Source organism: Fictibacillus marinisediminis (genome assembly GCF_023149135.1).
Lineage (GTDB): Bacteria > Bacillota > Bacilli > Bacillales > Fictibacillaceae > Fictibacillus_C > Fictibacillus_C marinisediminis.
This window is the reverse complement of record NZ_JAIWJX010000002.1, coordinates 4190741-4204846: the sequence shown is the minus strand read 5'-3', so window position 1 is coordinate 4204846 and position 14106 is coordinate 4190741. Positions and strand designations below refer to the sequence as shown.

Genomic DNA, 14106 nt, shown 5'->3' with positions numbered 1-14106 from the left:
TTTAAGAGGCTTGTGGCTGAGGCTTTTGCTGCTCGAAGGGATATGGGTTTAGGATAATATGGGGGCTGGATAAGGATTGGAACGTCCGTCCCTCCTTAACACAGACAATTCGGCAAATATTGACATATTCCTTCGTCTTTTTTAAAAAAATTTGCGGCAGTAAAGGGAGCTAGTTTACGTTATGGCGATTTGGACAGTAAAAAGGTGCTTTTGGATTGTAAATTTTAATTTTGGCAAGTATTTTCCGCTTTTTGGACAGTAAATCAGTCATTTCCGCCACTAAATCAATCTTCGTACTCTTCAAGTATCTCTTTTGCCGTTAAAAACAAGGCATGATAGGCAAATAAACCTGCCATGGCGGAAGGAATTCCTACTCGTTCCCCATTTTCAGATGGAACAAGTCCTTTTTTTACCTTTAAATCAATAAAAGCATCGCAATATGGTACCGTTTCTTCCTCTTTTTCGTTTTGAGAAGCAAGGAAAATGAGGTTTGCATCCGTGTTGTGCTTTATTTCCTGCAATAGGGCGAGTGTTTGCTGATCGCAATGAAACCGGGCAGATGCGATTACAGTGTCTACGCTTGTTAAGCCGCTGATCTCTGAAGCGTTAAGCCGCTTAGCATTGGAAAAAGCCTCTTGTCCATGGATTCCTTCAGCACACACTGCCTCCATCTCATCTTTTCCTGTAAAATAGACAGTGCCTTGCGATAGAACCGTTTGGGCTAAGAGCCTGGCTGCATCTTCAAAGGCAAATTCATTATCCTGCTGGATTTTAGAAAAAATCCCATTAAGCTGGGTGGAAAATATCTTTAACATAAGATCTCCTCTTCGTTTCGGTAGTATGGTTTAGTATAACGCATTGGTTTTTTTATTTCACTCGAAGCAGCAGGAAAACGACAGGATTCACAGAATTAGTTAGAATATGGAATTGAACGAAAAAAATATGTCAGAGGTGAGCAGATTGAGTAAAATATTGATTGTGGATGACCAATACGGAATTCGGATTCTTTTAAATGAGATTTTTCAAAAAGAGGGGTATCAGACGTTTCAGGCTGCAAACGGCGTGCAGGCTCTTTCGATCGTTGAAGAGGAAACACCGGATCTTGTGATTTTGGATATGAAAATTCCAGGGATGGACGGACTGGAAATTTTACGCCATGTCAAAAAAATGAATTCCTCCATTCAAGTCATCATCATGACCGCTTATGGCGAATTGGATATGATCCATGAAGCGATAAAGCTCGGGGCCATCACCCATTTTGCGAAACCGTTCGACATTGATGAAATTCGCGCAGCGGTGAGGAAAGAATTACCAATTAGCGCGGGATAAGAAAAAATTCTACAAATCATTGACATATCGGCATTGGTAGCGCTTGCACGCAAAAAGCCTGATTTATTGCGGTTTTCACGCGCTATTGGTATGCTATAATAGGTTTGAAAAAAGACTAACTAATGTTTAACATATGGCATTTTCGGAAAAAGATTGAAGATGATTCTTTTTTCGTTTTTTTGTGCCAATAGTAAAGGGAGGACATGAAACATGCCTTTAGTGTCAATGAAAGAAATGCTCGAAAAAGGAAAAACGGAAGGATATGCTGTCGGTCAATTCAACATTAATAACCTTGAATTTACCCAAGCAATTCTCAAAGCTGCTCAGGAAGAAAAATCTCCGGTAATTCTTGGCGTTTCAGAAGGCGCTGCTCGTTACATGGGTGGTTTTAAACTTGTCGTCAGCATGGTTAAAGAACTAATCGAAGAATATAAAGTAACTGTACCGGTTGCGATCCACCTGGATCATGGCTCCAGCTACCAAAAATGTGCTGAAGCAATCCATGCCGGTTTCACTTCCGTTATGATTGACGGATCTCATTTCCCGCTTGAGGAAAACATTGCATTAACGAAAAAAGTTGTTGAACTTGCTCACTTCCACGGTGTGTCAGTTGAAGCTGAACTGGGCCGTATCGGCGGACAGGAAGATGATCTTGTAGTTGATGATGCTGAAGCAGCATACGCTATTCCTTCTGAATGTGATCAGCTTGTACGTGAAACAGGTGTAGATTGCTTTGCTCCTGCACTAGGAAGCGTGCACGGACCTTACAAAGGTGAGCCGAACCTTGGCTTCGACCGCATGAAAGAAGTAAATGAATTAACTGGTGTTCCTCTTGTACTTCATGGCGGAACAGGAATCCCTACACACGATATTCAAAAAGCAATCTCTTTAGGTACAGCTAAAATCAATGTAAATACTGAAAACCAAATTGCGTCTTTCAATGCAGTAAAAGAATTTATTGCTGCCAACCCAGATAAATACGATCCACGTAAATACCTTACTGCTGCCCGTGACGCAATCCATGAAACAGTTCAAGGTAAAATGCGCGAGTTCGGTTCTTCAAACAAGGCGTAAGAATGATATGAAAAAAAAAAGGCCATGCCGTTTTTATTTCTCTGCATGAAACCGCCTATACATTATAGGCGGTTTCATTTACAATGAAGATGTAAAAAAGGGTTGCTAATTTCGGGTATGAAAGTTGTTGTGTGGAAGAGACTAAAAGGGAATTTAGGCATCGTGTCTGTACAACCACTTTAATATAGGAGTGAATGAATAATGAAATTTTTTATTGATACTGCAAATATTGACGAAATCCGCGAAGCACATGAGCTTGGCATTTTATCAGGGGTTACAACAAACCCAACTTTAGTGGCGAAAGAAGGCGTTGATTTTCATGACCGCATTCGTGAGATCGCTGCTCTTGTTCCTGGTTCTGTTAGTGCCGAAGTTATTTCATTAAAAGCGGAAGAAATGATTGAAGAAGGAAAAGTGCTTGCTGCCATCGCACCGAACATTACGGTTAAAGTTCCGATGACTACAGAGGGCTTGAAAGCAGTAAAGGCGTTTAGTGAAATGAACATTAAAACCAATGTTACATTGATCTTTAATGCCAACCAGGCGTTACTGGCTGCAAGAGCGGGTGCTACTTATGTATCACCATTCCTTGGAAGACTCGATGACATCGGACAAGATGGTTTAGGTTTGATTTCACAAATCGCTGAAATCTTTGCGATCCACGAACTTCCTGCCCAAATCATCGCAGCTTCTGTCCGCCATCCGGTGCACGTAACAGAAGCAGCCCTTCGCGGAGCACACATTGCAACGATTCCGCTCAAGGTCATCAAGGGCCTCGTGAGCCACCCATTAACTGACCAAGGGATTGAGCGTTTCTTAAGCGATTGGGAAGCTGTTAAAAACCGCGGCTAGAAGATACTATAACCTATCCAAGCACCACCTCCCGTGGTGCTTGTTTTTGGTTTTTTACCATAAAACACCGAGTTTTTTTACCAAAAAAAACCAAAAAATTAGCATGATATTCCAGTTGTTGAGAATACTACAAGAAACAACGACTGGTGTTAACCGCTTGATGCAGAAGGGAGCAAACCATGGAACAGAAGCTTATGATTGAAGGGGGTTATCCTCTTGAAGGAACCGTTCATATTAGCGGAGCCAAGAACAGTGCGGTTGCATTAATCCCTGCTACCATTCTTGCAGAATCCCAAGTCATCATAGATCAGCTGCCTAATATATCAGATGTACGTTTGTTAAGAGATTTGTTGGAAGAAATCGGCGGAGAAGCCGAATTGGATGAAAATAATTCTTTGACTGTTAATCCGGAAAAAATGATTGCTATGCCTCTTCCCAACGGAAAGGTTAAGAAACTTAGAGCCTCTTATTATCTCATGGGTGCTATGCTTGGCCGTTTCAAAAAAGCTGTTATTGGTCTTCCGGGAGGCTGTAATCTTGGCCCAAGGCCTATTGATCAGCATATTAAAGGCTTTGAGGCATTAGGTGCAAAAGTTACCAATGAGCAAGGAGCCATCTACCTACGTGCAGATGAGCTCATCGGTGCACGAATCTATTTGGACGTAGTGAGTGTTGGCGCGACAATTAACATTATGCTTGCTGCGGTTAGAGCGAAGGGCCAAACGATCATTGAAAACGCGGCAAAAGAGCCTGAAATTATTGATGTTGCCACTCTTCTTACGAGTATGGGAGCAAAAATTAAAGGTGCGGGTACAGATGTGATCCGAATCGACGGAGTTGACCATCTTCACGGATGCCGCCACTCTATCATTCCAGACCGAATCGAAGCAGGTACCTACATGATATTGGCAGCTGCGGTAGGCCAGCAAGTATTAATAGACAATGTTATTCCGCTTCATTTAGAGTCATTGATTGCCAAGCTCCGGGAGATGGGCGTTCATATAGAAACAAAAGATGATCAGGTCCTTATTCATAACAGTGGAAATCCGTTAAAAAGTGTAGATATTAAGACTCTGGTTTATCCGGGTTTTCCTACAGATCTTCAGCAGCCATTCACTTCATTGCTCACGAAGGCGGAAGGAACGAGTATTGTAACGGATACCATTTACTCTGCACGATTTAAGCATATTGATGAGTTGAGAAGGATGGGTGCCAACGTGAAGGTAGAAGGCCGATCTGCCATAATTAATGGACAGGCCCGCCTTGAGGGTGCCAAAGTAAAAGCCAGTGATCTGCGTGCAGGAGCGGCTCTTGTGGTTGCCGGTCTTATGTCAGAAGGCATCACAGAAGTTTCAGGTCTTGAACATATTGATCGCGGCTACGAATCCCTTGTCGATAAACTGTTGGGGCTTGGCGCGAAAATCTGGCGTGAAAATCTTGATGTCGAGGAAATGGAAGAGATCGAGAAATAGGCGCCCTCTCGACAGGCGTCTCAGCTTTCCAATATGATCCAGCTTCAGTGTCCTGGTCCTCGATGGATGAAAAGGAACATCTCTTTTCATCCTTGGTCACTTCGCTCTTGAGCAGAAAACAAAGAACGTTTTATGCTCAAGACCTCCAGTGCTAGTCGGACCATAACGGCCACTTCAGCATTTCTAATTTTTGTAAGCGTTTTTCTAGAAGGGGGAAGTTATTTCAATGGAACGTAGTTTATCAATGGAACTAGTACGTGTTACAGAAGCCGCAGCACTTGCTTCGGCCCGTTGGATGGGCCGGGGCGTAAAGGATGAAGCAGATGATGCAGCAACAACTGCCATGCGCGATGTTTTTGATACTGTCCCGATGAAGGGAACGGTCGTCATTGGCGAGGGAGAAATGGACGAGGCTCCTATGCTTTACATTGGTGAAAAGCTGGGAACAGGCTATGGCCCGCGTGTAGATGTAGCGGTTGATCCTCTTGAAGGAACGAACATTGTGGCTTCCGGAACCTGGAATGCTTTAGCTGTTTTGGCTGTGGCGGACCACGGAAACCTTCTGCATGCACCGGATATGTATATGGATAAAATTGCCGTAGGTCCAGAAGCGGTAGGCCAGATCGACATCGATGCACCAACCATCGACAACCTAAGAGCCGTTGCCAAAGCACGAAATAAGGACATTGAGGACCTTGTTGCCATCGTCCTTAACCGCCCAAGACATGAGAAAGTCATCCAGGAGATCAGAGAAGCGGGTGCAAGAATTAAGCTGATTTCTGATGGTGATGTGGCTGCAGCCATTAATACAGCATTTGAAGGAACAGGCGTGGATATCTTATTTGGATCAGGAGGAGCTCCTGAAGGTGTCATTGCCGCAGTAGCCTTAAAGTGCCTTGGTGGAGAAATACAAGGTAAATTGCTTCCCCAAAATGACTCAGAATTAGAACGCTGCCGCAGAATGGGGATCATCGACATTAATAAAGTCCTCCGTATGGAAGATCTCGTCAAAGGCGATGATGCGATTTTTGCTGCAACAGGTGTAACAGACGGAGAACTCTTAAAAGGTGTCCAGTTTAAAGGGACGATTGGTACGACGCACTCTGTCGTCATGCGTGCAAAGTCTGGTACCGTTCGATTTATCGATGGGCGCCACAGCCTGAAAAAGAAACCTGATCTCGTTATTAGACCATAGTCATTATTAAAATAGTCCGGCGCTTATCTCTTCTGCATCATTAGCTTTGAAAAAAAAGATGCGGCAGAGGAAGCGTCCGGCATTTTTACTTTTTTCACCTGTCTTATCTTTTACTTTTTTGATTCGATGTATGACTTGATTAAACCCACAATTTGTGGTTAAAATATGAAGTACTGTTTATTTATAATATGAAATTTCCACTTCTGGTTTACTTACTTCAATAGTATCCTTCCAACCCTTCATTTCTGTTGCCCTGTTCTTTCATAAAAAACGATTAAAAACAGAAAACACAGAGTTTAGAAAATAGAATAAAGTGTGGTGTCATTATGGGCTTAGTATTATCTGAATTAGAAACAAAAAAATTAAAAGAATTATATGAACTTGCGAGACAATATAGAGTTCCTTATTATGGGAAATTAACGAAAAGAGAATTGATGTTTTCCATTCTTAAAGCACAGGCTGAACAGGATGGATATTCATTTATGGAAGGGATTCTCGAAGTTATTCCGAATGAAGGATTTGGATTTTTGCGTCCGATCAACTATTCTCCAAGTTCCCAGGATATTTATATTTCGGCCTCGCAGATCCGCAGGTTTGATCTAAGAAACGGGGACAAGGTTTCCGGTAAAGTCCGTCCTCCAAAGGAAAATGAACGTTATTATGGATTGCTTCAGGTTGAAGCGGTAAACGGCGAGGATCCAGACACAGCGAAAGAACGTGTTCACTTCCCTGCGTTAACGGCTCTTTATCCTGAAAAGAAAATGGTGCTTGAAACCGAACGTACGAACCTTTCAACCCGTATCATGGACATGATTGCACCGGTTGGTTTCGGTCAGCGCGGATTGATTGTGGCGCCCCCTAAAGCTGGTAAAACCAGTCTTTTAAAAGAGGTCGCACACAGCATTTCGACTAACCATCCTGATACTGAACTAATTGTCCTGCTGATCGACGAGCGCCCGGAAGAAGTAACTGATATCGAGCGGTCCGTTAAAGGCGATGTCGTCAGCTCTACATTTGACGAGGTGCCGGAAAACCACATTAAAGTTGCAGAGCTTGTATTAGAACGTGCGATGCGCCTTGTGGAACATAAAAAAGATGTTGTTATCCTGTTGGATAGCATTACACGTCTTGCCCGTGCATATAACCTTGTCATTCCTCCAAGCGGACGTACATTGTCAGGGGGGATTGACCCGGCTGCATTCCATCGACCGAAGCGCTTTTTCGGGGCTGCCCGAAACATTGAAGAAGGCGGCAGCTTAACGATTTTGGCAACGGCTTTGGTTGAAACGGGTTCTCGTATGGATGATGTGATCTATGAAGAGTTCAAAGGGACAGGCAACATGGAGCTGCACCTTGACCGTAAGCTTGCTGAACGACGAATCTTCCCTGCAATCGATATTCGCCGTTCAGGAACGAGAAAAGAAGAAATGCTTATCCAGAAAGATCACCTTGAATCGTTATGGGCGATCCGAAAAACAATGGATGATTCGCATGATTTCGTAGATACGTTCATGAAGCGGTTACGAAAAACAACCAACAATGAGGATTTCTTCGCGATGTTTGAGGCTGAGAAGTCAGGCACAAACAAGCGCGTAAAATCATTGTCGAATTCCTGAAGAATATAAAGGGAATGCTGTTGCAAAATGAACGGCACCCTGTTATACTACTGCTATGTGCTTATTTTAACTCTGGGTTCTCAGGATTCAGGGCAGAAGGAGTTGAGAACGAAATGAAACCAAATTTACATCCGAATTATAATAAAGTTGTATTTGTGGATGCGAGCAGCGGTTATAAGTTCTTGTCCGGCTCAACAATGTCTTCTAGCGAGACCATTGAATGGGAAGATGGAAATACTTATCCTGTAATTAAAGTGGATGTTAGTTCCGATACACACCCTTTCTACACTGGCCGTCAGAAGTTTACTGATGTTGGTGGACGTGTTGACCGTTTCAAAAAGAAATACAATCTTAAGTAATATGCTGCAAGTTGTAAGGGGCAAGAGAACTTCTTGCTCCTTTTTTTTTGTAATTGAAGATAATTTTGCCGCCTTTAGGGCGTTTGTTAAATAAATCAGTACATAATATATGTAAATACCATGAATGGGAAGGGGAACAGAAACATGTACGTAATGAAGCAGAATGGCTGGGTTGAGGTCATTTGTGGAAGCATGTTTTCAGGAAAATCAGAGGAATTGATTCGCAGGGTGCGACGGGCGAAATACGGAAAGCTTGAAGTTCAAGTCTTTAAACCGCTGATCGATAACCGCTACAGCGAAGAATCGGTGGTTTCACATAACGGCACCGCAGTGATTGCCCAGCCCGTTGAAAAATCTGTTGATATCCTGAAAAATGTTTCTCCTGACACGGAAGTGGTAGCTATTGACGAAATACAGTTCTTTGATGAGGACGTCATTTCGGTCGTTCAGGAATTAGCCGACCATGGCATTCGGGTAATAGCTGCAGGACTTGACCAGGATTTCAGGGGCGAACCATTTGGCCCGATGCCAAAACTATTGGCGCTAGCTGAAAGTGTAACCAAGCTTCATGCGATCTGCATGGTCTGCGGGTCACCTGCGAGCCGGACACAAAGGCTGATTAATGGAAAACCGGCTTCTTATGATGATCCGATTATATTAGTTGGCGCTTCCGAGTCCTATGAACCACGCTGCCGCCATTGTCATGAAGTGCCGGGAAAGCCGAATAATCTGCTTGCAAGCCTGGCAGAACGATCTGAATAAATAATGGATGATTCTTTTGATGGTGTCAGGCACCTTTTCTAGAATCATCCTTTTTTTGTCTGTATTTTTTTAGGCTTAACACAAACCCTAAGATTACGGGAGGTGTTTTCTGTGAAAAATACAGGAGTTTTCCTTATCCTTGCTTCACTGCTGGCGGCATGTTCTCCGACGTCTAAAGATCATTTTGAACCGACGGCAAATGAATCAGCCAAGAATATGAAAGACAACATTTGGGGACATGGAATTATTAATTACCATGCGACAAAAAATAACCCAAAGTTCAACTATAGTTCTGAAACGAATAAGAATCCCAATGACTATCAGAAATTGAATACAGCCCGATTTGATATCTCTGATGATCAGGACAAAATTCGTGAGGCGGTCGTCAGTCAGACGGGCATCAACCCTCAGATGGTGACCATCAATGGAAACTATGCACATATTCATTTAAACGTGCCTTCAAGCGTATCTGACCGTAAAAAAGAAAAAATGCGCCGAGACATTAAAGCAGCAGCAGAGCAGGCCGTTCCACGCTATAAGTTTTCAGTTAAAGTAGACAGCTAAGAAAAGCGCAAGCGCCCTGCTTAGGTTCGACAAGCGCTGGAACTATTACACAGCAACACGCTTTTTGTGTTGAGGTGGAAGAGTGAAGACGACTAAGGATGAAAAGAAGATCTTACTTTTCATCTATCGAGAACCTGGGCGCTGGTGCTCCGACAATACATCTATGACTATACATCAGGTGAAAAAACGGCAAATGTCCGTGCTTCACGCACAGACAAATGCCGTTTTATTTTTTTGCTCTTCTCGCAGCTTGCTGAATCGGATCCCATACCCCGTTATATGGGGGAGCATAGCAAAGATCCAAATCCTCGAGTTCGTGCAGGTCCATTTTGTGAAACATGGCTGTGGCCAAAACATCCACTCTTTTGTCCACCCCATGCTTGCCGATAAACTGCCCGCCCAGAATGCGCTGGTTGTTGGCATCAAATATGATTTTGACGTGCAGCGGTTCTACTCCAGGAAAATAACCGGCAATGTCTTTTGCACGCGTCATTACTGTTTCAACCGGGAAATGGAGCTTTTCCGCTTCTTTCTCGGATATTCCTGTTTTTCCGAGAGAAAGATCCATGAACTTAATGATTGAGGAGCCGACAATTCCTTTGAACGTCTGCCGTTTGCCGGACATGTTCAGGCCTGCAATCCGGCCTTGCTTGTTCGCTGTTGTGCCAAGAGGAATATGATCATCCATTTCTTTGATCAGGTGGTAATGGCTCGCGCAATCTCCAGCAGCATAGACATCTTTCACATTGGTCTCCATGTACCGGTTGACAAGGATGGCTCCGCTCTCGTGAAGCCTGATCTCCGTATCTTCGATCAATGATGTATTCGGCTTTACACCAACAGAGACGATGACCATGTCTGTTGGATAGTCCCGTTTGTTCGTCTTCACGAATTGAATCCGGTCATCTCCCTTAAAACGCTGAACTTCTTCATTCAAACAAACTTCAATGTCATGTTTTTTGGCTTCTTCATGGATCAGTTCTGCCATATCGGAATCAAAGATGGCGCCTAGCTGGGGCCCTCTTTGGATAATCCTTACCCTTTTCCCTAAAAGCCTAAGATTTTCTGCCATCTCAAGCCCGATATAGCCTCCGCCGATAATGGTGACGTCCTGGATGGAGGGATCAAGGTCCTTCTTGATTTTCTCAACGTCAGGAATCGTTTTCACAACATGGATGCCTGGCAGATGCTTTCCTTCCCATTGCGGCATGACAGGGCTGACCCCCGTTGCAATCAGAAGCTTGTCATATGAAAAAACAAATCCCTCATTCGTTTTTGTATGTATGCCGTAAATGGTCTTTTCCCCTGGATCAACCCGGGTCACTTCATGATAGGTTCTGGCGTCCATTCCATACTTCTCCCTGAAGGTGGTTACATCGCGGGCAATCAGTTCTTCAGTGGATGGAATGAGTCCGCTCACTGCATAGGGGAGTCCGCATTGGCCGTAAGAGTAGATGCCGCCTTTTTCAAAAATGGTGATGCGGGCCTCCGGATCGTTGCGGACGATTTGCATCGCAGCACTCATCCCGGCCGCATCTCCGCCAATAATACAATAGTTCATACGCTATCCCCTTTCTGTTCTTCTATAGTATTCCCCTTCGTTTTCTTTTAGTCATCGTTAAATGGGTGTTCGCTATTCTTGCACCGTATCCTTTTTTTCTTTCAACACTTTCTGTACCAACAAGAACCTGCCGGCACTGTCGAACAATCATAATAGAGAGGTGTAGAAAATGCTGGATATCTTATCGAACGGAACGGACTGGAACGACCATCCTGTTCCGATCACCACACTTATCAAAAAGTTGAAAGAAAAGCCGTTGGATCCTATTTATGAATCCATGGGGAATTTTATCGTGAAGGTCAATCCGGTTACTGATGCGCAGCACGACATACGGCACAAAGGGTGTACCCAATTTTTTGGCCACTTTGCAACCATTCCCTTTGTTTTCAATATTATAACCGATGAAAAAGTCGTGATTGAAGAACTGACAAAGGCCATCCGAATGAATCAGCAGCGACTGGATTACGAAGCGCTGAAAAACCATACATCCATGTATTAAAAATCTTTGCCCGGCGCATCCCTATAGAGTACGATAAAAGAAAGAGCGGGGGTGCAGTTGTGGTAGGATCGATTATAGCTTTAAATACTGGAAAGGCAGATGTTCTTTCGTGGCAGGGAAAAGACATAAGCTCGGCGATCAATAAAAAGCCGTCCCGTGGTCCGTTATTCTTGTCAAATCTTCAATTTGAAGGAGATGTACAGGCGGACACCGTGCACCATGGCGGTCCGGATAAAGCAGTCTGTGTCTATTCTCATGATCATTATGCGTATTGGGAGAAAGGGCTGGGAATCTCTCTGGACGTACCCTCTTTCGGTGAGAATCTTACCGTTGAAGGCCTTACCGAAAAAGAGGTCTTTATCGGTGACATCTTCCGGCTTGGGGAGGCACTGGTCCAAGTGAGCCAGCCGCGCCGGCCTTGTTTTAAGGTGGCGGCCAAACTCAAACAGCCATTGATGGTCAAATATATTCAGGATACCAGTTTTTCCGGCTATTACTTGCGGGTACTGGAAGTAGGCACTGTCAGCCCGGGAGACAAGCTTGTTATTGAAGAAAAACATCGAGCCGGGATCTCTGTCGAATTTGTTAACAGAATGACATACATAGACAAGGAAAACAGAGAAGGGCTTACCATGCTTGCCAGTCTGAATGAACTGGCGGAAGGCTGGCGCTCAGCTATGAAAAAGAGATTAGACTCTCTCCCCGGGCAGTACCTGTAGCTCCGGGGATTTCTTTTTGCCTTCAAACGGTCATAACACAGTCTGAAGGCTTTTGACGGGTGACTTCCCCTGTATTATAATTAGAATGTTATGCCATTAAAATGAGGTGAAAAGCGTGTTAGAACGTTTAGAAACGATAGAAGCCCGATACAATAAATTAAATGATCTATTAAGTGACCCAGAAGTCATTAGCGATACGAATAAATTAAGGGAATACTCCAAAGAGCAATCTTCTCTTCAAGATACAGTAGCGGTTTACCGCGAGTATAAAGAAGCAAAAGAAGGGCTCGACGAAGCGAAAGCAATGCTCGAAGAAAAGCTTGATGCCGAGATGACCGCTATGGTTAAAGAGGAAGTTTCTGAGCTTGAAGATAAGATTGAAGAGTACACACAGCAGCTGAAAATCTTGCTACTTCCAAAAGACCCGAACGATGATAAGAACGTTATCGTCGAGGTTCGCGGAGCTGCCGGCGGTGACGAGGCAGCCCTCTTTGCAGGAGATCTTTACAAAATGTACAGCCGCTATGCCGAGGCGCAAGGCTGGAAAACAGAAGTAATCGAAGCAAGCTATACGGAGCTTGGCGGGTACAAAGAGATCATCTTTATGATCAACGGTAACGGGGCATACTCCAAGCTGAAATATGAAAACGGAGCACACCGTGTACAGCGTGTTCCTGCAACAGAATCAGGCGGCCGTATTCATACGTCTACAGCGACAGTAGCGATCCTTCCTGAAGCAGAAGAAGTGGAAGTTGAAATTCATGATAAGGACGTCCGTGTAGACACGTTTACGTCAAGCGGACCGGGCGGACAATCGGTTAACACGACTCAATCCGCTGTTCGTCTGACGCATATTCCAACTGGAACCGTTGTTTCCTGTCAGGATGAAAAATCACAGATCAAAAACAAGGAAAAAGCGATGAAGGTTCTTCGCGCCCGTGTTTATGATAAAATTCAGCAGGAAAAACAAAAAGAATACGATGAAAACCGTAAATCTGCAGTTGGTACCGGTGACCGTTCAGAACGGATCCGTACGTACAACTTCCCGCAGAACCGTGTAACGGACCATCGCATTGGCCTGACTCTTCAAAAACTTGATCAAATTTTGCTCGGCAAGCTGGACGAATTCATTGAAGCATTAATTACAGAAGACCAGACAAGCAAAATGAAGGCCCAGACGGAAGCATAAGATGAAAGCGATGAAACGGCATGAAGTCCTGAACTGGGCTTCATCTTTTTTAACGAAAAAGGGACGGGAACCTCTAGCTGGTGAGCTTCTTCTTCGTCATGTACTTGGCGATATGAGCCGGACGGAGCTGCTTCTTGGTTTGGATGAAGAGCTTCTTCCAAAGCAGCAAGAGGTATTTGAAGCAGCTGTACAAAAACATGGCGATGGAGTACCTGTCCAGTACATTATTGGTTTTGAAGAGTTTTACGGAAGACGCTTTTCGGTGAATAAAGAGGTGCTCATTCCTCGGCCGGAAACAGAAGAGCTCGTATATGAAGTGCTTCAGCGCTCCATGATGAGGTTCCCTGGCATAGAAGAGATCCAGACAGTCGATGTCGGGACGGGGAGCGGTGCCATTGCCATTACGCTGGCACTGGAAAATTCTCGTTTTTCGGTAACCACGATTGATATTGCTGAGGAGTCACTGGAAGTCGCAAAGAAAAATGCTGAAAACCTTGAGGCATCTGTCCGTTTTATTCATGGCGACCTCCTTCAGCCTCTGATCAAGGGCGGAGAAAAAGCAGATATCGTTGTATCCAATCCTCCATACATTCCTGACCGTGAAATAATGGAGCTTGAGACGATCGTTAAGGATCAAGAGCCTTTCCGTGCACTTAGCGGCGGGGAGGACGGCTACGTATTTTACAGAAGGTTTATGGAGGAGCTGCCGCTCGTTCTGAACAAACAAAGCATTGTAGCCTTTGAAGTCGGCCATGATCAGGGCCAGACGGTTGCTGAAATGCTCAGGGTCACGTTCCCTGGGTCGGTTGTTTCGGTAGTAAAGGACATCAGCCAAAAAGAACGGATGGTTATCGCGGAGATTGGCTTTAAATAAGCAGAAAAGGTGGCCCTCAGCTGTGCTGGGGGCTTCTTTTT

General features: G+C 44.3%; 15 protein-coding genes. 13 read left to right on the top strand and 2 right to left on the bottom strand.

The window, feature by feature from the left end; all coding sequences use genetic code 11:
• Positions 1-284: 284 nt before the first annotated feature.
• A complete protein-coding gene (locus LCY76_RS21905; RefSeq protein ID WP_248254433.1) occupies positions 285-815 on the bottom strand; it encodes a DUF2529 family protein in 531 nt (176 codons plus the stop codon).
• A 145-nt stretch (positions 816-960) separates the two neighbouring features.
• On the opposite strand from LCY76_RS21905, the gene LCY76_RS21900 reads away from it, so the two are divergent.
• The 9 genes from LCY76_RS21900 to LCY76_RS21860 all read left to right on the top strand — a co-directional run bounded on the left by LCY76_RS21900 (position 961) and on the right by LCY76_RS21860 (position 9223).
• Positions 961-1329: a response regulator gene (locus LCY76_RS21900; protein ID WP_369795851.1), complete on the top strand. Its 369-nt coding sequence runs from the start codon at positions 961-963 to the stop codon at positions 1327-1329.
• 210 nt (positions 1330-1539) lie between these two features.
• On the top strand, positions 1540-2403 hold the full coding sequence (fba, locus tag LCY76_RS21895) for a class II fructose-1,6-bisphosphate aldolase (protein WP_248254432.1): 864 nt from the start codon (positions 1540-1542) through the stop codon (positions 2401-2403).
• Between the two features lie 201 nt (positions 2404-2604).
• Positions 2605-3255, top strand: a complete 651-nt coding sequence (fsa, locus tag LCY76_RS21890; protein ID WP_053356441.1) for a fructose-6-phosphate aldolase — start codon at positions 2605-2607, stop codon at positions 3253-3255.
• A 179-nt stretch (positions 3256-3434) separates the two neighbouring features.
• The gene (gene murA, locus LCY76_RS21885) at positions 3435-4727 is read left to right on the top strand and encodes a UDP-N-acetylglucosamine 1-carboxyvinyltransferase (protein ID WP_053356442.1); all 1293 of its coding nucleotides are present in this window, start codon (positions 3435-3437) and stop codon (positions 4725-4727) included.
• A 226-nt stretch (positions 4728-4953) separates the two neighbouring features.
• Positions 4954-5922, top strand: coding sequence for a class II fructose-bisphosphatase (gene glpX, locus LCY76_RS21880; RefSeq protein WP_248254431.1), 969 nt, complete (start codon positions 4954-4956; stop codon positions 5920-5922).
• Between the two features lie 326 nt (positions 5923-6248).
• On the top strand, positions 6249-7538 hold the full coding sequence (gene rho / locus LCY76_RS21875) for a transcription termination factor Rho (RefSeq protein ID WP_248254430.1): 1290 nt from the start codon (positions 6249-6251) through the stop codon (positions 7536-7538).
• A gap of 113 nt (positions 7539-7651) precedes the next feature.
• Positions 7652-7897, top strand: a complete 246-nt coding sequence (locus tag LCY76_RS21870) for a type B 50S ribosomal protein L31 (RefSeq protein WP_248254429.1) — start codon at positions 7652-7654, stop codon at positions 7895-7897.
• 144 nt (positions 7898-8041) lie between these two features.
• Positions 8042-8659, top strand: coding sequence for a thymidine kinase (locus LCY76_RS21865; RefSeq protein WP_248254428.1), 618 nt, complete (start codon positions 8042-8044; stop codon positions 8657-8659).
• Positions 8660-8770: 111 nt separating this feature from the next.
• Entirely contained in the window at positions 8771-9223 is a 453-nt protein-coding gene (locus LCY76_RS21860) for a hypothetical protein (RefSeq protein WP_248254427.1), read from the top strand.
• Between the two features lie 226 nt (positions 9224-9449).
• On the opposite strand, the gene LCY76_RS21855 is transcribed toward LCY76_RS21860, so the two are convergent.
• The gene (locus LCY76_RS21855; protein WP_248254426.1) at positions 9450-10784 is read right to left on the bottom strand and encodes an FAD-dependent oxidoreductase; all 1335 of its coding nucleotides are present in this window, start codon (positions 10782-10784) and stop codon (positions 9450-9452) included.
• Between the two features lie 169 nt (positions 10785-10953).
• On the opposite strand from LCY76_RS21855, the gene LCY76_RS21850 reads away from it, so the two are divergent.
• The 4 genes from LCY76_RS21850 to prmC all read left to right on the top strand — a co-directional run bounded on the left by LCY76_RS21850 (position 10954) and on the right by prmC (position 14065).
• Entirely contained in the window at positions 10954-11283 is a 330-nt protein-coding gene (locus tag LCY76_RS21850) for a hypothetical protein (protein WP_248254425.1), read from the top strand.
• Between the two features lie 59 nt (positions 11284-11342).
• Positions 11343-12002: an MOSC domain-containing protein gene (locus LCY76_RS21845; protein WP_248254424.1), complete on the top strand. Its 660-nt coding sequence runs from the start codon at positions 11343-11345 to the stop codon at positions 12000-12002.
• Between the two features lie 115 nt (positions 12003-12117).
• Positions 12118-13191, top strand: a complete 1074-nt coding sequence (prfA, locus tag LCY76_RS21840; protein WP_248254423.1) for a peptide chain release factor 1 — start codon at positions 12118-12120, stop codon at positions 13189-13191.
• Between the two features lie 10 nt (positions 13192-13201).
• Positions 13202-14065 (top strand): peptide chain release factor N(5)-glutamine methyltransferase, encoded by an 864-nt coding sequence (gene prmC / locus LCY76_RS21835; RefSeq protein WP_248254748.1) that lies wholly within the window; start codon positions 13202-13204, stop codon positions 14063-14065.
• Positions 14066-14106: the final 41 nt, after the last annotated feature.